The organism is Bradyrhizobium lablabi, assembly GCF_001440475.1.
GTDB lineage: Bacteria > Pseudomonadota > Alphaproteobacteria > Rhizobiales > Xanthobacteraceae > Bradyrhizobium > Bradyrhizobium lablabi.
The window spans coordinates 1-16,718 of sequence record NZ_LLYB01000106.1; the positions used below are offsets into that span (position 1 = coordinate 1).

Consider the following 16,718-nt stretch of genomic DNA (forward strand, 5'->3'; position numbering starts at 1 on the left):
TGCATTGGGGGCGCCCGCGGTCGCGGACCGACTTCTTCAACGGTATCGGCCGGACCCGGACATGCCGGCAGGCCGCGACAATGTGCTGACTGGGAAAGGCGGAATCGCGCCCCCCACTCGGTACAACCGGCCTATGAGCATACGCCGCAGTTCCGGACGGTCGGGCGCGGTGACTTGCCGTCATAAATCCGATATCACTCGGGCCCGCTTCACTTGGGCATTTCGATGCGCGTACGCGCCAGCAATCTGATGATCGGCACCCTGACCCTGGCCCTGATCGGCGGGTCGCTGGGCGCATGGCTTAGCTATCAGAAGCTTGCCGGCGCCAAGCAGAAGGTGCCGTTCCGGGTCATCTTCGAGGGCTCGGCCTCCGGCCTGCGCAACGGTGGCAGCGTGAATTTCGCCGGCATCCGGGTCGGCGAAGTGGTGTCCTTGAAGCTCGACCACCCGCGCCGCGTGGTCGCGCTCGCCATGATCGACGGCAACACGCCGGTGAAGAGCGACACGCAAGTCGGTCTCGAATTCCAGGGCCTGACCGGCATTGCCGCGATCTCGTTCACCGGCGGCTCCGACGAGGCGGCGCCGCCGCCGAAGGGCGCGGACGGCATTCCCGAACTGACCGCCGACCGCGAAGGCACGCTCAATACCCAGGAAAAGATTCGCGTGGCGCTGCGCAACGTCGACCGCGTGATCGCCGACAATGAGGTCGCGATCAAGGATACGTTGCGGAATTTCGAAACGTTCACCGCCTCGCTGTCAGGCGATGGCGCAAAGATCACGTCCATCATCGCGACCGCCGAATCCGGCGTCGACGCGGTCGACGGCGCACTGACAAAAACCAAGGATTTCCTCGGTGGCCTCGCCAGCGACAAGTACGGCGGCGAATTGCTGCCGACCGTGATCTCGATGCGCGAATTGATCGAAAGTTTCGACAAGAAGTCCATGACGCTGATCACCGACACCCGAAAAATGCTCGGCGAAGTCAGCCAGTCCATCAACAACAGCAAGTTCGGCGGCAAGCCCCCCGCCTCGCCCGCGAGATGATAAAACAAGAACGAAAAACAACGGAACGCCCGACGTGCTCGACAAATCCAGTGCTGTGACCACCCCGCCCGCCACCGTGACCCGCGCCGAGAACACCGTGCCGCGCGCTTTGCAAAAATATCTCGCGCTCGACGATTTCGAGGCGACCGCGCGGCGGCGCATTCCGAAATTCCTTTACGGCTATATTTCCGGCGGCGCCGAGACCGACGCCGCGATGCGCGACAACCGTAAAGCCTTCGACGAATACGGTTTTGTGCCGCGCGTGCTCAACGACGTCTCCGGGCGCAACCAGACCACGACGCTGTTCGGCAAGAGCTATGCCTCGCCGTTCGGCATTCCGCCGATGGGCTCTTCGGCGCTATCAGCCTATCGCGGCGACATCGTGCTGACGCAGGCGGCCAAGTCCGAGAACGTGCCGATGATCTTGAGCGCCTCCTCGCTGATCACGCTGGAGGATGTGCGCGCCGCCAACCAGGCGGCGTGGTACCAGGCCTATCTCGCCGGGCTGCCCGAGCGGATCGAGCCGCTGGTCGATCGCGTGGCGGCGGCCGGCTACGACACCTTCGTCGTCACCGCCGACGTGCCGGTGCCGCCGAACCGCGAGAACAACATCCGCAACGGCTTTCAGGTACCGCTCGCGATCACGCCGCGCGTGTTCTGGGATACCGTCACCCATCCGCACTGGCTGTTCGGCACCTGGGCGCGCACGCTGATCAACCACGGCATGCCGCATTTCGAGAACATGGACGCACAACGCGGCCCGCCGGTGCTGGCCAAGAACCTGATGCGCAATATCGGCGCCCGCGACCAGCTCGCCTGGAAGCATGTCGAGCTGATCCGCAAGCGATGGAAAGGCAAGCTCGTGGTCAAGGGCCTGGTCTCGCCGGCCGATGCGAAGATTGCGCGCGAGAGCGGCGTCGACGGCCTGATGCTCTCCAACCATGGCGGCCGCCAGCTCGACTACACGATGTCCGGCCTGCGCACGCTGCCGGAGATCGCCACTGAGGCGAAAGGCATGACCATCATGGTCGACGGCGGTATCCGCCGTGGCACCGACGTGATCAAGGCGCTCGCGCTCGGCGCGCATTTCGTCTGGATCGGCCGCCCCTTCCTCTACGCCGCGATCGCCGGCGGCGAGGCGGGCGTACAACGCGCGATCGCGCTACTGAAGGCGGAGATCGACCGCGACCTCGCGCTGCTCGGCATCCGCAAGCTCAGCGAGATCACGCCGGACCTGGTACGGAAGTTTTAGGGCCCTAACGCAAACCGAAAGATTGCAGGAACGACGGTTGCTGCAACGGCGGGGGTGCCTGCAACGCCGGCGCCGGGGCATTTTGCGCAAACTGGCCCTGTTGCTGTGCTCGGGCGTCTTGTACGGGCGGTTCCTGTACCCGTGCACTTCGTTCGCGCCGAAGCTTTTTTCGGGAATTGTGCACGGCCCGTATCTCTGCTCGCGCATTATGGACGGCCCGGGCGCTTCGGCGCTTTTGCACGGGCCGGGAAGCTGCCCGGGGATTATCCGTAACTTGCGCCAGGGAGTTCTGCACAAGCTCTGTCGGGACATCCTGTGCGGGCTGCAGGGCCTGTGCCTGCGCATCTCTCTCGTCCGCCCAAGCCTGGAATTGCTTGAACAGGGCTTCAGTTACCGGCTCACTATTTTCTGTCCGGCTCTGACCGGTTTCTGTCTGACTCTGACCGGCGGGTTCAGCGGCGGCAGCGATTTCGACGCGGCCTGGCGCATCCTCCTTTGCGGCGGTCGGCGGCAAAGCCTGAGCATCGGCGGTCGCTTGAATTGTTGGCGTCGACTGATCGGTGTCAGGCTTGAGCGTCGACTTGTCGATCAGCGAAGCCGTAACGTCTGCAAAGGAAGCCGTGACGTCTTCAAAGAGCGTCACTGGATTTCCTACCGATAGAACTGCGATAGCGATAGCTGTCGCCGCTGCAACCCAAATACTCGCCTTGAGCACCAGCGACGAGACAGCAGCTGTGTCCCAGGCTTTCCTGATACCCTGCTCCTCAAGTTCATCGGTGAGAAAGACAGGCACAGGAAGACCCGGACGAAAACCGTCTTCCGTCGGCATTGGGTGATGCCTCCTCTTGATGTCCTTGTTAGCGAGTACCCTGCATCGAAGTCCAAAACGCGGAGGAATCTTGACTTCACTCGGGCCGGGGAACCCACACCGTCGGTGGAACCCACGCGATTTGCGGTCGGTGCTCGCTTTCGGGAACTCGCGTTGCTCGCCGCGGGAGGCTTTCGCAGGCGGTGCGGGGAAATTTCACAAATCTGAAGCTCCCGATCGACGTGCTAGTCGTCGTTCAAGAGCGCTCCGACACGTTCCTGATTGGTGGTGCGTCCGTGCTGTCCGCTTTTGTCGAGTGAAGCCATCGGCTTGGGCGCGAAAGCGCGACGCTCACCGCTGCCCGTCGTGGACTGAAATCTGATCCACCGCCAGTCCGCCGATGCGCGCATGCGTCCGGCCGCCGGTCGCCATGACAAGGCCAAACACGATCTCGTCGCGCCGCGGCGCGTCCCAGATCGTCATCTCGGCGGTGCCGAAATGGCTGCGCACGTAAGCCGCCTCGATATGGCCGAGCGGAACCATCAGCCTTGTGCCGATCGCGCCGACGGTCTTGGCCGCGGGCACGATCGCTTTCGCCTGCGAAATCACTTCGCGGATCGCAGCGCCTCCGGCCTCATGCCAGACCGCGCCATGCTCGAGCTCGCCGTCGCCGCCGACGATCGCGCCCTTGCCATAGGCTTCGATGGCCTCCCGGCCGCCAAGCTGCTCGCACAGCATGGTCGCCAGCTGGCGGCCGAGATCGCGCAAGCCGGCCTGAAACGGCATCAGGTCCGGTTCATAGCGGCCGGCATGGGGGTTGTTGATGACGGCGAGCGCGGTGCCGATCAAAAGCGGCCGCTGCCGGCGCGGCCCGCGCTCGTGCCAGACTTCCTCGATCGAAACCTGCGTCTTCCTGATGTCGTACACCGTCACTGCGCGGCCTCGTCGACCACTGGGTTACGCAGCACGCCGATCTTCTCCACCTCGACCTCGACAACGTCGCCGGGCACCAGGAACATCGGCGGCTTGCGCGTAAAACCGACGCCGGCCGGCGTGCCGGTGGCGATGACGTCGCCCGGCATCAGGTCGAAAATCTCGGAGGCGTAGTTGATCAGCCGCGGGATCGAAAAGATCAGAAACGACGTATCCGACTTCTGCACCGAGACGCCGTTGACGCGGGTTTCGAGCTTCAGCCTGGTCGGATCGGGCAACTCGTCCGTCGTCACCATCCAGGGCCCGAACGGCCCGGTGCCGACGAAATTCTTGCCGGCCGCGATCTGCTGGGCGTGCCGCTGATAGTCGCGCACGCTGACGTCATTGTAGATCGAGTAGCCGGCGACATGGCCCATCGCATCGGCCTCGGAGATATGGCGGCCGGGCTTGCCGATGATCACGGCCAGTTCGCCCTCCCAATCCAGATGCGTCGATACCTTGGGACGGATGACCGGCGCGTCGTGACCGACCTGCGAGCGCCAGACCCGTAGGAAGATCGGCGGAAATGCAGTGATCTCGCGCTGCATGCCGAAGGCGACGGCCTCCTGGTGATGGTCGAGATAGTTGCGCACCGCGCAGACGATCTTTTCCGGGCGCGGGATCACCGGAAGATATGTGACGTCGGCGAGCTTCAGGTCCGGCGTGTGGCCGGCCACGATAGAATCGCGCTTTTCGAAATCGGGACTGGCGATGAAGTCCTGCAGCGTGGCGTGGGACAGCTTGGCCCCGAGGTCGACCACGCCGTCGCCGACGATCGCGCCCCAGGTCTCCCGGCCATGGTTCAAAAATGAGAGCAGCCGCATGCGACGGGTATCCTTCTCGGTTGATCGGTCTGAATGCACTGAATTTCGCTGAAGCGCACTATTTTCGAAAATTTTCGAAAATGCAATCGAAATTCGTCGCCGAGCGACCTTCGGCTGGGAATGCAGCGGTGATTGAGAGGCTTGGGCGGCCCGCAGCCGATCAGGTCGCGCCGATCACGTCGGCGGCGTATTTCGCCACGTTGTCGGAGGTGGTCTGGATGTGGCTGCGGATCAGATCGCAGGCCTGATCGGCGTTGCGGCCGATGGCGGCCTGCATCAGGGCGCGGTGCTCGCCGGCCTTGTCGCGCGGGCGCGGCCTGAACATGGCCGACAGGTTGCGGTAGCGTTCGGCCCGATCGAACAGCGCGTTCCGCATGGCAAGCAGCGTCGGCGATCCCGATGCCGAAACCAGCGCCTCATGGAACTGGCGATGCGCCGCCTTCCATTCCGCATTGTTGGCATAGTCTTCCGGCGCCCGTTCCTCGATCCTGGCGAGCCGGTGAAGCGACGAAATAACCCTTATTTCCCAGTCGTCATCGCCCTTTTCAATCGAGCGGCGCAGCAGATCGACTTCGATCAGGATGCGGGCATGGGTGAGATCGGCAAGATCCTCCAGCGTCACCGGCGCGACCTTGTAGCCCCGCTGCTCCTCAGTCACGACCAAGCCTTCCGCCGCCAGCGAGGTCAGGGCCTCGCGCAGCGTCGTGAAGCTTGCGCCGAACGACAGGCGCAACGCGTCGAACTTCAGCGATTCATTGGGCTTCAGCCGGCAGGTGACGATCTCGTTCCGCAGCCGGTGGGCAATGTCGGAAGCGAGCGTCTTGCCGAACTCCTTGCGCGCCTTGAGGGCCGTCGTGGTCATTGATTCTCTCGCGACAAAAGCCCGGCGATCCTAGACCAACAGAATCCCGTTGCAATAATTTTCGTAATGAGCAATATTTTCGAAAATACTTGCTTCGGGATGGAATTGGGGAGGCCGCGGTCCGCATGAAGGCTATATTGGTGCATCGTCCGGGTGGCCCGGAGGCGCTCGACTATGTGGAGGTGCCGGTGCCGGCACTGGGCTCGCGGGATGTCCTGATCCGCGCCCAGGCCTTTGGCGTCGGCCAGCCCGACAAGCTTATCCGCAGTGGCGTCTACAAGTGGATGCCGCCACTGCCGGCCAATCCGGGCAACGACGTCGCCGGCTATGTCGACGCCGTCGGCGCGGACGTGACCGAGGTCTCCGTCGGCCAAAGGGTGCTGCTCAGCGCACGCGACCTCGCCCAGCGCGGCGGCTGCTACGCCGAGTATGTCGCAGCGCCTGCGGACGCCGTGCACCTGCTGCCCGAAAACGTCGCCTTCGAAGACGCGGTTTGCCTGGCGAACTACCAGGTGGCCTGGGCGCTGCTGCACCATTGCGGCGCCGCCACGCCGCCCCGCTCCGTCCTCGTCATCGGCGCGGCCGGCGGCGTCGGGACGTCACTGGTGCAGCTTGCGAAGATCGCGGGCATGAAGGTGATCGGAACGGTCTCCACCCCGGAGAAGGCCGCGTTCGCGCGAAAGATGGGGGCCGATGAAACCATCTTCTACCGCGACGAGGACGTGGTCGCCCGCACCCGCGCGCTGACGGATGGCCGCGGCGTCAGCCTGGTGCTCGATCACGTCTGTGGCCCCGAATTCTATTCCTATCTCGGCGCGCTCGATAAATGGGGCACCATCGTCTCCTACAACGCATTCGCCGGCCTGCCGGCGGAGAACGCGATGGGCGAGATGCGGAAATATCTCGATATCTGCCCGGCGATCCGCTGCTTCTCCTTTCACATCTACGATCACGACCGCGAAGGCCGGCGCGAGATCATGCGCAAGGTGATCTCCTATCTCGCTGAGGGCGCGATCAGCCCATCGATCTTCAAGCGCTTCAAGCTCTCGGACGTGCGCGCCGCGCATGAACTGCTCGATTCCGGCGCCGCGTTCGGCAAGATCGTAATGACGCCGGGTTGAGAGCAGCGCGATGCCTTCAATCCACGTCCATGCCTGAAATCACGAGGTCACGAGATGATTAAGGTCAAGCGGCTGCGACACGCCACCTTTACCAGCCCCGACATCGAGGCCCAGCTCGACTACTATCAGTCCATCATCGGGCTCGGAATCATCCAGCGCAGCGACGGCCGGATTCTGCTCGGCACTGAATCCGACGAGCTGACGCTGGTTCTCGAACGCGGCGCGTCCGCTCAGTTGACTTCCATTGCCTATGAAGTTGCGCCCAACCTCGATCCCGCCGACCTGCAGAAATCGCTGGCCAGCCACGGCATCACATCGGAGATCAGGAGCGACACCGCGCCGGGCATACCGAAGGCGCTGGTCTTCGACGATCCCGACGGCCACCGGATCGAACTGTTCTCCCGGTGGGAGTTCTGCAAGGCCGTCGAACCGATCCGCGGCCTTGCCGTCGCCAAGCTCGGCCACGTCGCGCTCCACACGCCCGATCCCGAACAAACCGCAAAGTTCTTCAGCGACGTTCTCGGCTTCCGCGTCTCCGATCGCATCGAGGAAAACTTCGTCTTCATGCGTTGCGGCCCCGAACATCACGCGATGAATTTTGCGCGCGGCGCGGACGGCCGGCTTCATCATCTCGCCTTCGAGCTGCGCGACGCCTCGCACATGCACCAGGCCTGCGACCTGCTCGGACGCAACCGGTTTCAAATTCTCTGGGGACCGGTCCGGCACGGGCCCGGCCACAACGTGGCGGTCTATCACCACAATCCCGATCATCATCTGATCGAGCTCTATTACAGCATGGACGTGATGCTCGACGAGGAGCTCGGCTATTTCGAACCCCGCCCCTGGCACCGCGACCGTCCGCAGCGGCCGAAGACCTGGGTGGGACTGCCGCGCGACGTCTGGGGCGTCGGCCCGGCCAAGGAGGCAACCGAGTTTTCTCCGAAGATGCGCGGCGCGAAGTAATCGGGCCTCGACACCAACAGACGACGTCAAAAAAACAAAAGACCAGGGATGAAACAAGATGGCTCAATCGCTGAATGCCCCGCGTAGACGATGGCGTGCCTTGGTTTGCGTGACAGCCGCGGTCGTCGGGCTGGCTTGTCTCGCCCCCTCGGTCGGCACCGCACAAAGCTATCCGAACCGGCCGATCCGACTGCTGCACGGCTTTGCGGCGGGCGGCGCCGCCGATACCATGGCGCGTATCGTCTCCGACGGCCTTTCCAAGCGGCTGGGACAACCGGTGCTGGTGGAAGCCAAGCCGGGCGCCGGCGGCAATCTCGCTGCGGACGCCGTCGCAAAGTCTGCGCCGGACGGCCACACGATCGGCCTCGTCACGGGGGCACACGCGATTTCGGGCGCGCTCTACAAGCAGCTCGCCTATAGCCCCGTCGACAGTTTCGAGATGCTGTCGACGATGGTGTATTACGCGCTGGTGATCGCGGTTCGCGCGGACTTTCAGGCCAGGACGCTTTCGGACCTGATCGCGATGGCGAAAGCCAAGCCCGACGGGCTCAGCTATGGTTCGGTCGGTTTCGGCAGCACGCATCATCTCGCCGGCGAACTGCTGAACATCACTGCCGGCACCAAGATGGTGCACGTCCCCTATCGCGGCGACTCCCTGACCGTCACCTCCCTGCTCGCCGGAGACGTTCCCGTCATCGTCGGCACCACCGTGCTGCTCGCCGGCCAGATCGACAGCGGCGCCATTCGCGGCCTCGCGGTGACGTCGCCCGCGCGCACCAAGCTGCTGCCGAACGTACCGTCCGCGCAGGAAGCCGGGCTGAAGGGGTTCGACGTTCGCACCTGGGCCGGGCTGCTGGTGCCCAAGGGCACGCCGCCGGACATCGTGAAGCGGCTGAACACGGAGATCCAGTCGATGCTCGCCGACCCCGTGGTGAAGACAGCGCTGGAGACGGCAACCGGCGGCGAGGTCCGCGGCAGCACGCCGGAAGAAATGCGCGCGCTGATTACTGCAGAAACCGACAAATGGTCGAAGGTGATCAACGACGCCGGCATTCCGCGCATCTGACCTCACGCATAGCGCGCCGCGCCCATGCACGCCGCCGTCACCGCAAGCAGCAGGGCCGCAACGCGCTGGGCAGTGGCGATGCGCGAGCGCGCCTCTGCCTCACCAGCTTTCCCGTTACGCAGGCTTAGGATCGCGCGACCACCGAGCGCGCCCTGAACGACGGCGGCGACCAGCGCGGCGAGTGCACCCACCGCCAGGATCTGCTCGGCCGTACCGAACGCGCCGGCATGAACGGAATGTCCGAGATAGGCGCCGGTCAGGATCGTGACCACCGCAGCGCCCATTTGCGGACCAAACAACTGCTCGCCACCGAGGCCGCCGGTTCGCGCCAGCGTAAAGCTCGATCCTGCCCAGAACACCGACGACAAGACGTGAAGGGACAGGGTTATGATGAGTGGAATCTGCATGGGATCGCTCCGGATCGGATGTTGAAATTAGATATACAATATGTATAGTCAATTCGTCAAAAGGATGGCGAGTGCATGAAAAAGCGCGGCTATGTCAGTTCCGTGCGGTCCGCCGCCGCGGCGGAAAATCGCGATCGCGTCATCGAAGCTGCGGCAAAACTGCTGCGCGAGGATGCGAGCATCGCGCGGTTTTCGCTGGATACGGTGGCGAAAGCGGCCGGCGTGACGCGGCTTACGGTCTACAATCAGTTCGGATCACGTCGCGGCCTGCTCGAGGCGGTGTTTGACGGCATCGCCCGCCAGGGTGGGCTTCATGAAATCGCCGATGCCATGGCGATGCCGGACCCGCTGATGGCGTTGGATCGCGTGGTCGAAATCTTCTGCAGCTTCTGGGCCAGGGACGCCGCCATTGGCCGCCTCCACGAAGCGATGGCGACCGATCCCGAATTTGCAGAGGCGCTGCTCGAACGCAACGAGCGGCGCCGAAAGCTGGTCAGGATGCTGACCGAACGCGTCGCCGCGAAGACCGCAGCGCGCCGCGCGCGCGAGGGCGCCGTGGACATGATCTTCGCGCTGACGAGCTACCCGATGTTCGCGATGTTGAACCGAGGGCGGCCGACCAACGAGGTCTGTCATCTCGTGCAAACGGCCTGCCGCGCGGCGGTTGAACCGCTGTCGCGCTAGCCTGCCTCGGTAGCCCGGATGCACGTTAGCATAATCGGGAATGGTTGCTCCGCGGTGAGACTGTCCCGGATATCGCTTCGCTCATCCGGGCTACGGGAGCCGGGCGAGCCCTCACCCCGTCATTGCGAGGAGCGAAGCGACGAAGCAATCCATTTCTCCGTCTGGTGAGCTCGGAAAGATGGATTGCTTCGCTTCGCTCGCAATGACGACCTAAGCAACCCTGAACTTGCTGTAGGCTTCCCTGGTCGCAATGATCACGTGCTCGGCGCAGCCGTTGGTCCGATGCGGGTCGCAGCGCGTTTCGTAGTCTGCCGACGTCATCATGTCGATGAAGGCGGCGACGGACGGGTAATACACCAGCGCCAGATAGTCCCACGTGTTGCCGGCCTCGAGTCCGAGCGCGACCGCCTTGGCGTCGCCGGTCCAGAGCAGCGTGCCGCCACGCGCCTTGATCATGGGAACGGTAAGCGCGCTGTAGCGCAGGTACGCGTCCCAGCCGGAACCGTCGCCGTCGAGCGAGCGCTCGCGGAAGCGCATCAGATTCACCATTACGACCGGCGCGTTCTGATCGAGCTCCTGCAGGCCCTTCACGTTCAACAAATCCACACCCATCGACGGCACCTCGCGGCATCAGGCAGTTCAGAGCATTGTAGCATTGCGCGCACGGGACTTGTCGTGTGGCGGAAAATCCGGCCCTATCCCGCTTCGCGACCATGACCAAGCCTGCACCAGCGCCGCCGTCCTTTCGTCTCGTCCGGTGGCTAACCAACCAGCCTTATCTGCTGCTGACCCTGACCTCGCTGTTCTGGGCGGGCAACATCGTGCTGGCGCGCCATGTCGCCGGGCACGTGCCGCCGCTGACGCTGTCGTGCGTGCGCTGGATCGGCACCTTTCTGATCCTGCTGCCGTTTGCCTGGACGCATCTGAAGCAGGACTGGCCGGTGCTGCGCGCGCATCTGCCGATGATGCTGTTCCTGTCGCTGGTCGGGTTCGCCTACAACAACGCGATCTCCTACTGGGCCCTGCAATATACCGAGGCGCTGAACGCGCTGCTGATCCAGTCGGCAGGACCGCTGTTCGTCGCGCTGTGGTCGCTGGCGCTGTTCGGCGTCCGCCTGACGGGTGCGCAGCTTGCCGGCATCACGATCTCGCTCGCGGGCGTGCTGACCATCATCCTGCGCGGCGATTTCAGCGCGCTCGCCAATATCAGCTTCAACCGCGGCGACCTGATGTTTGCGAGCTCGCTGGTGTCGTTCGGACTGTATTCGGCGCTGATCCCGCGCCGGCCGGTGACGCATGCGCTGTCGCTGATCTCGTTCACCACCTGCTGCGGCGCGCTGATGCTGGTGCCGTTCTCGATCTGGGAATATTCGACCGGCGCCACGCTCAAGTTCGACATGATCTCGATGGCGACGCTGGGCTATGCCGTGATCTTTCCCTCGACGCTGGCGTACCTGTTCTTCAACCGCGGGCTGGCGCTGATCGGGCCGAACCGCGCGGCGCCGTTCTTCCACCTGGTGCCGGTATTCGGCTCGGCGATGGCGATCCTCCTCCTCGGCGAGCAATTGCGGTTATTCCACCTCGTGGGCTATGCGCTGGTGCTGGCCGGCGTGGTGATCGCCTCGCGGCGGGCCTCGGCGAAGAAAGCCTAGCAGCCCCTGCGGCTTAGCGTCTTACCGGCTTCCACTTTGTCCCACGGCAGGCTAGCTTGCCGGCCAATTCAACATAAGAACAAACGAGGAAACGACTTTATGTTTGCGTTATTGAAACGGTACCGGCATGTCGCCGCAGTGGCTCCCCTGATGCTGGCGACCATCGCTACGGCTGCCGCACAGGCGCCCTACCCGAACCGCAACATCACGCTGGTGCTGCCGTTCGCCGCCGGCAGCGGCACCGACACCACGACGCGCCTGATCGGCAAAGAACTCGGCACCGCACTCGGCGTCAGCACCGTTATCGAGAACAAGGCCGGCGCCAACGGCTCGATCGCGGCGAGCTATGTCGCGCGCTCGGCGCCCGACGGATACACGCTGTTCGTGACCACCAACACCTCGCATTCGGCCAATCCGTATCTGCTGAAGAACATGACCTACGATCCGGTCAAGGATTTCACGCCGATCGCGCGCACCGGCGACCTGCCTTTCATGCTAGTGATCCATCCGGACATTCCGGCGAACTCCGTTGCCGAACTGATCGCGCTCGCCAAGAAGGAGCCTGGCAAGTATTCCTACGCCAGCGGCAGCTCGGCTGCGATCGTGGCCGGCGCCACCTTTGCCCGCCTCGCCGGCATCGACTTGTTGCATGTTCCCTACAAGAGTTCGCCGCCCGCGCTGACTGACCTGATCGCCGGCCGCGTCTCCATGATGTTCATCGACGTGCCGACCGGCCTGCCCCACGTCAACGCCAAGGCGCTGAAGGCGCTGGCCGTCACCACCAAGAAGCGTTCGGCGCTGCTGCCCGACCTCGCGACCATGGACGACACGGTGAAGGGTTTTGATATCACCTCGTGGCAGGGCTATTTCGGCCCGGCCAATATGCCCAAGGATGTCGTGACCAAATTGAACGCGGAGATCCGCAAGATCGTCGAGCGGCCCGACATCAAGAGCCAGCTCGCCGAGCGCGGCATGGAGGCGTTCTCCGGCACGCCGGAAGAGTTCGACGCCTTCGTGAAGGAGCAGCTCAAGGTGTGGGAGAAGCTGATCACCGAAGCGGGGATCGAGAAGCAGTAAAAGGAAGCGGGCGCCGGCGCCAACAGGGTTCCATCGTCCGCCGTGTGCGCAATTGCGCACTGGAGCGGACGATGGGATGCTGCATCTGTTGGGGTAGATCGTTGATCGCTTGGCGTACCGTTAGCCGGAAGTCACCTTCGTTGATTTCGTGAATCCGGAATCGGTTGCCTTCTTCTTCTGCGCTCTCCGCTTTTTGGTTGCGGTCTCGAGTGACCGCAGCGGCTGCAGATTCATGTTGAGGACGCTCTTCATCAANACTCTCGAGACGGTCCTGATATTCACGCTCGCTAATACGAACTTTGTACTTCNATCGCCTCATTCCCACTCCGTTACGCAACGCACTTCGCGACGATCATCCGCGCCGAGAGACGCTGCACGGTTCCGTTGGGGCTGGCGAAAAACACGGAGCCGTGCGGGTCATCGTACTCACGGGTTAGGGGATCGGTGCGCAGGCGATCCGCCGGCGCTGCTTGCCAAAATTAGCGTCCGGTTCAAACCCGCGGCGCAAGGTGAGATGCACGATTTGCGACAGCGGCGTTGCCTGATTATCACGCCGGCGCGGCTCTACCCGAAGTTCACCGATGTTCGAGAATCTTCTTTGGTCGCATTGTCAATCGGGGTGCAAAGTTATCGCAAAAAATAAAATCTCTCACGAAGACAGACTGTTGGATTGTGATTTGATGTGGAAGGGCCTTGTGTTGCCTGATTACCCCTGTGAATAGCCGCCAGAAGGGCAAACATCCTTCGTACTCTCGTGCGGCTCATGTGCACGCAGGCGGTCGTAATCGCTCTACACCAACTTCAGCGCGTCAACTGCCGCGAGTTCAGGGTGCGCAAAAGCGACTTGTCCACCGTGGCTCAACGAGCGAAGGCGGAAGCGTGCCCACCCTTCACGCCATGACTCGTAGATGGGTGGTACGCACGGCGCGAATGCGCCTTCGCCCNACCCCGCAATTCTGCCTTACGCCGCCCGAACCTTGCCCAGGAACTCGTCGACNTGCGCTGCGCAGCATGCCGGATTGGGTGTCGAGTTCGCGGGCGCTGGCCAGCACTTCGGATGCCGCCTTGCCGGTTGCGGCCGCGGCGGTGGTGACGCCGCCGATATGGGCCGAGATCTCGTTCGATCCGGCCGCCACCGACTGAATGTTGCGGGCGATTTCGCGGGTGGCGCCGCCCTGCTGCTCGACGGCGGTCGAGATCGAGACCGTGATCTCGCTCATCTGCGCGATGGTCTCCGAGATACCGCCGATCGACGCCACGGCTTCGCTGGTCGAAGCCTGCATCGCCGCAACCTGCGAGGAAATTTCTTCGGTCGCCTTCGCGGTCTGGTTGGCGAGCGCCTTCACTTCGGATGCGACCACCGCAAAGCCGCGGCCGGAGTCGCCGGCGCGCGCCGCCTCGATGGTGGCGTTCAGCGCAAGCAGGTTGGTTTGCGCGGCGATCGAATGGATCAGCTTGACCACCTCGCCGATCTTCTCGGCGCCGGTCGAGAGCGCGCCGACGGTGGCGTTGGTGCGCTGGGCATCATTGACCGCCTTGGTGGCGATCTCGCTGGAGCGCGCCACCTGGCGTGATATCTCGGTGACCGAACTGGAGAGCTCTTCCGCAGCGGACGCGACCGTGCCGACATTGTCGGACGAACGCTGCGAGGCTGCATCGACGGTCGCTGCGCGCGCACTGGCGTCGCTGGCGGTCGCCGTCATCGACTGCGCGGTAGACTGCATGCCGGCCGCTGCCGTCGAAACCGAGCGGACGATGCCGGTGACGCTGCGCTCGAAATCGCCAGCGATATTCTCCATCGCCGCGCGGCGCTCGGCCTCGGCGCGCGCTTGCACCTCGGCTTCCTTCTGTTCGAGCCCGCGGATGCGCACCGCGTTGTCCTTGAAGATCTGCACGGTCGCGGCCATCGCGCCAATCTCGTCGCCGCGGCCGGTGCCGGGAATTTCACCATCAAGCCGGCCCTCGGCGAGATCCTGCATGCGGGCGCCGAGCTGGGCCAGCGGCTTCGAAATGCTGCGGCCGATCATCCAGGCGATGCTGCCCGCCACCAGCGCGATGCCGAGAATGGCCAGCCCGAGCACGAGCGCGATCGGCTTCATCTTGGTATCGAGATCGTCGAGATAGGCGCCGGTGCCGACGAACATGTTCCAGCCGGGGATCGGAACCACGTAGGAGAATTTGCGGATCAGCGCTTCCTCTCCGGGCTTGCGGAATTCGTAGCGCAGCATGAATTCGCCATTCACCGCGACACCGTCGCGCAGTTCGCGCACCAGCTTGCGGCCACCGGTGTCGATATCCATGCGGTTCTGGCCGATCTGGCTGGGAACCGGCGCCAGCACGGCGACGCCATCCATCGTGTAGGCGAACACGTAGCCATTGCCGTTGTCGAAGGTCAGCGTATTGCCGCGCTTGCTGAACTCGGCGATCGCCGCTTCCTTGGTCATCTGGCCCGCGGCAACCTGCTTCTGCAGTCCGAGCGCCATGTTGCGCGCCATGTCGACAATCGCTTTTGTCTGCTCGATGCGCGCATTGAGCATCTCACGCTTCATCAGATAGCCTGCGAGCATGCCGGCGGCGGAGAGACCGAGCAGGGTCACGCCCACGAGAATACCGAGCTTGGGGGTGATCTTGAGATTGGTCAGCTTCACGGCGATCTCCGGAAATAGGCGCACGACACGCGATTGGTCGATTGATTTGGCGCACCCTATCGTGAGACCCTTTAGCGCTTTGTTACGACGGTCAGCGGAAATCCGGCGGAAGACGGTGTTTCCGATCGCAGAGCAACCGGCGATTGTAGCCCAAGCGCGTCAGGTCGCGTAAAAGGTGAAGTTGCGTCAGACAAGAACGTGGCGGCGCCCGCCGCCTCAAACCAACACCGAAGAATAAAATCGGGAGAGCAGGAAATGCCGAAATTCAGGGTGGTCACGCCGAAGGGCGCGAGCTTCACGGTCGCCGGCGGCGGCTATGACTATGAGAAGGAAGCGCTTGATCCGATCGGGGCCGAAATCATCGAGGCGCCGGCCAACGAGGCCGAATTCATCGCCGCCGCCAGGACCGCGGATGCGATCTACGCCAAGGGCATGCCGATCACGAAGGCGATCATCGACGTACTTGAAAACTGCAAGGTGATCACGCTCGGCAGCGTCGGCGTCGACTCTGTCGACGTCAAGGCCGCTACCGCCCGCGGCATTCCTGTCACCAACATTCCCGACACCTTCATCGAGGAAGTCGCCGACCACGCCATGATGCTGCTGCTGGCAGGGTTCCGCCGGCTGGTCGAGCAGGACAAGCTGGTGCGCACCGGCCGCTGGTCGGAGGGCCGTCCTGCGCTTCTGAAGATTCCGCGGCTGATGGGCCAGACGCTCGGCTTCATCTCGTTCGGCCGGGTCGCCCGCGCCGTCGCCAAGCGCGCCGCGCCCTTTGGCCTGCGCATGATGGCCTACGATCCCTTCATCCAGGAAACGCTGATGTATGACCACGGCGTGATCCCCTCGACCCTGTCGGAGGTGCTGTCGCAATCGGATTTCGTTTCGATGCACGCGCCGGCGCGGCCCGAAGTGCATCACATGCTCACCGAGAAGCATTTCCGCCAGATGAAAAATTCTGCCGTCTTCATCAATACCGGCCGCGGTGCCACCGTGGATGAAGAGGCGCTGATCAAGGCGCTGCAGGAGGGCTGGATCGCGCATGCCGCCCTCGACGTGCTGGAAAAGGAGCCGCCGTCCCACAACAATCCGATGCTTTCGATGGAAAACGTCACCCTGACCGCCCATGTGGCGTCGGCCTCGGCACGTTTTGACGAGGCGCGCAAGCGCCGTGTGGGCTACGAATTGTCACTGGTCCTGCAGGGGATGTGGCCAGTAAGCTGTGTCAATCCGTCGGTGCTGCAAAACACCTCGCTCCGTCGCTGGCAGCCTGTCAGCATGGATCGAGGGCCGAACAGCTAGAGCGGCCAAGAAGCGTTTTCGAACGACGTGGTTCACCGG

15 protein-coding genes and 1 pseudogene are annotated in these 16,718 nt (G+C 63.6%); 9 read left to right on the forward strand and 7 right to left on the reverse strand.

Features of this window, described 5'->3' with window-relative positions; all coding sequences use genetic code 11:
• The first annotated feature begins 225 nt into the window (after positions 1–225).
• Both CQ14_RS30860 and CQ14_RS30865 read left to right on the forward strand, forming a co-directional pair.
• A complete protein-coding gene (locus tag CQ14_RS30860) occupies positions 226–1,044 on the forward strand; it encodes an MlaD family protein (RefSeq protein WP_057861636.1) in 819 nt (272 codons plus the stop codon).
• A 97-nt stretch (positions 1,045–1,141) separates the two neighbouring features.
• On the forward strand, positions 1,142–2,296 hold the full coding sequence (locus CQ14_RS30865) for an alpha-hydroxy acid oxidase (RefSeq protein ID WP_057861637.1): 1,155 nt from the start codon (positions 1,142–1,144) through the stop codon (positions 2,294–2,296).
• A gap of 4 nt (positions 2,297–2,300) precedes the next feature.
• On the opposite strand, the gene CQ14_RS30870 is transcribed toward CQ14_RS30865, so the two are convergent.
• The 4 genes from CQ14_RS30870 to CQ14_RS30885 all read right to left on the reverse strand — a co-directional run bounded on the left by CQ14_RS30870 (position 2,301) and on the right by CQ14_RS30885 (position 5,762).
• Positions 2,301–3,125 carry a hypothetical protein gene (locus CQ14_RS30870; protein ID WP_057861582.1) on the reverse strand — a complete coding sequence of 275 codons (825 nt, stop codon included), beginning with the start codon at positions 3,123–3,125 and terminating at the stop codon, positions 2,301–2,303.
• 330 nt (positions 3,126–3,455) lie between these two features.
• Positions 3,456–4,037, reverse strand: coding sequence for an amino acid synthesis family protein (locus CQ14_RS30875; protein WP_057861583.1), 582 nt, complete (start codon positions 4,035–4,037; stop codon positions 3,456–3,458).
• Entirely contained in the window at positions 4,034–4,900 is an 867-nt protein-coding gene (locus CQ14_RS30880) for a fumarylacetoacetate hydrolase family protein (RefSeq protein WP_057861584.1), read from the reverse strand. The genes CQ14_RS30875 and CQ14_RS30880 overlap by 4 nt, the downstream gene beginning before the upstream one ends.
• A 160-nt stretch (positions 4,901–5,060) precedes the next feature.
• Positions 5,061–5,762 (reverse strand): GntR family transcriptional regulator, encoded by a 702-nt coding sequence (locus CQ14_RS30885; RefSeq protein ID WP_057861585.1) that lies wholly within the window; start codon positions 5,760–5,762, stop codon positions 5,061–5,063.
• 125 nt (positions 5,763–5,887) lie between these two features.
• Between CQ14_RS30885 and CQ14_RS30890 the strand changes: the two genes are divergently transcribed.
• The 3 genes from CQ14_RS30890 (at position 5,888) to CQ14_RS30900 (ending at position 8,912) form a co-directional block, all read left to right on the forward strand.
• Positions 5,888–6,883, forward strand: coding sequence for a zinc-dependent alcohol dehydrogenase family protein (locus CQ14_RS30890; protein ID WP_057861586.1), 996 nt, complete (start codon positions 5,888–5,890; stop codon positions 6,881–6,883).
• A gap of 54 nt (positions 6,884–6,937) precedes the next feature.
• The gene (locus CQ14_RS30895) at positions 6,938–7,846 is read left to right on the forward strand and encodes a VOC family protein (protein ID WP_199805656.1); all 909 of its coding nucleotides are present in this window, start codon (positions 6,938–6,940) and stop codon (positions 7,844–7,846) included.
• 109 nt (positions 7,847–7,955) lie between these two features.
• Positions 7,956–8,912 carry a tripartite tricarboxylate transporter substrate binding protein gene (locus CQ14_RS30900; protein WP_245320645.1) on the forward strand — a complete coding sequence of 319 codons (957 nt, stop codon included), beginning with the start codon at positions 7,956–7,958 and terminating at the stop codon, positions 8,910–8,912.
• A gap of 2 nt (positions 8,913–8,914) precedes the next feature.
• Here CQ14_RS30900 and CQ14_RS30905 read toward each other — a convergent pair whose 3' ends face one another.
• Entirely contained in the window at positions 8,915–9,319 is a 405-nt protein-coding gene (locus CQ14_RS30905) for a hypothetical protein (protein WP_057861589.1), read from the reverse strand.
• Positions 9,320–9,394: 75 nt separating this feature from the next.
• Between CQ14_RS30905 and CQ14_RS30910 the strand changes: the two genes are divergently transcribed.
• A complete protein-coding gene (locus tag CQ14_RS30910) occupies positions 9,395–10,003 on the forward strand; it encodes a TetR/AcrR family transcriptional regulator (protein WP_057861590.1) in 609 nt (202 codons plus the stop codon).
• A gap of 210 nt (positions 10,004–10,213) precedes the next feature.
• On the opposite strand, the gene CQ14_RS30915 is transcribed toward CQ14_RS30910, so the two are convergent.
• Positions 10,214–10,615: a DUF1330 domain-containing protein gene (locus tag CQ14_RS30915; RefSeq protein ID WP_057861591.1), complete on the reverse strand. Its 402-nt coding sequence runs from the start codon at positions 10,613–10,615 to the stop codon at positions 10,214–10,216.
• A gap of 101 nt (positions 10,616–10,716) precedes the next feature.
• Here CQ14_RS30915 and CQ14_RS30920 point away from each other — a divergent pair, with 101 nt between their 5' ends.
• Together CQ14_RS30920 and CQ14_RS30925 are read left to right on the forward strand one after the other, a co-directional pair.
• Complete coding sequence (locus CQ14_RS30920; protein ID WP_057861592.1) at positions 10,717–11,655, forward strand: DMT family transporter; 939 nt, start codon at positions 10,717–10,719, stop codon at positions 11,653–11,655.
• A gap of 150 nt (positions 11,656–11,805) precedes the next feature.
• Positions 11,806–12,732, forward strand: a complete 927-nt coding sequence (locus CQ14_RS30925) for a Bug family tripartite tricarboxylate transporter substrate binding protein (RefSeq protein ID WP_430650230.1) — start codon at positions 11,806–11,808, stop codon at positions 12,730–12,732.
• Between the two features lie 998 nt (positions 12,733–13,730).
• Here the strand turns inward: CQ14_RS30925 and CQ14_RS30930 are convergent.
• A pseudogene (locus CQ14_RS30930) lies at positions 13,731–15,380 on the reverse strand (methyl-accepting chemotaxis protein); the annotation flags it as partial.
• A gap of 255 nt (positions 15,381–15,635) precedes the next feature.
• Here CQ14_RS30930 and CQ14_RS30935 point away from each other — a divergent pair.
• Positions 15,636–16,679 carry a C-terminal binding protein gene (locus tag CQ14_RS30935; protein ID WP_057861594.1) on the forward strand — a complete coding sequence of 348 codons (1,044 nt, stop codon included), beginning with the start codon at positions 15,636–15,638 and terminating at the stop codon, positions 16,677–16,679.
• The last annotated feature ends 39 nt before the right edge of the window (positions 16,680–16,718 follow it).

What these genes read in the sequence shown, in the direction of transcription:
- CQ14_RS30920 (WP_057861592.1), top strand. Translation starts at nt 10,717, where the DNA reads ATGACCAAGCCTGCACCAGCGCCGCCGTCCTTTCGTCTCGTCCGGTGG.
- CQ14_RS30925 (WP_430650230.1), top strand. Translation starts at nt 11,806, where the DNA reads ATGCTGGCGACCATCGCTACGGCTGCCGCACAGGCGCCCTACCCGAAC.
- CQ14_RS30890 (WP_057861586.1), top strand. Translation starts at nt 5,888, where the DNA reads ATGAAGGCTATATTGGTGCATCGTCCGGGTGGCCCGGAGGCGCTCGAC.
- CQ14_RS30915 (WP_057861591.1), bottom strand. Translation starts at nt 10,615, where the DNA reads ATGGGTGTGGATTTGTTGAACGTGAAGGGCCTGCAGGAGCTCGATCAG.
- CQ14_RS30885 (WP_057861585.1), bottom strand. Translation starts at nt 5,762, where the DNA reads ATGACCACGACGGCCCTCAAGGCGCGCAAGGAGTTCGGCAAGACGCTC.
- CQ14_RS30895 (WP_199805656.1), top strand. Translation starts at nt 6,938, where the DNA reads ATGATTAAGGTCAAGCGGCTGCGACACGCCACCTTTACCAGCCCCGAC.
- CQ14_RS30905 (WP_057861589.1), bottom strand. Translation starts at nt 9,319, where the DNA reads ATGCAGATTCCACTCATCATAACCCTGTCCCTTCACGTCTTGTCGTCG.
- CQ14_RS30870 (WP_057861582.1), bottom strand. Translation starts at nt 3,125, where the DNA reads ATGCCGACGGAAGACGGTTTTCGTCCGGGTCTTCCTGTGCCTGTCTTT.
- CQ14_RS30910 (WP_057861590.1), top strand. Translation starts at nt 9,395, where the DNA reads ATGAAAAAGCGCGGCTATGTCAGTTCCGTGCGGTCCGCCGCCGCGGCG.
- CQ14_RS30860 (WP_057861636.1), top strand. Translation starts at nt 226, where the DNA reads ATGCGCGTACGCGCCAGCAATCTGATGATCGGCACCCTGACCCTGGCC.
- CQ14_RS30935 (WP_057861594.1), top strand. Translation starts at nt 15,636, where the DNA reads ATGCCGAAATTCAGGGTGGTCACGCCGAAGGGCGCGAGCTTCACGGTC.
- CQ14_RS30880 (WP_057861584.1), bottom strand. Translation starts at nt 4,900, where the DNA reads ATGCGGCTGCTCTCATTTTTGAACCATGGCCGGGAGACCTGGGGCGCG.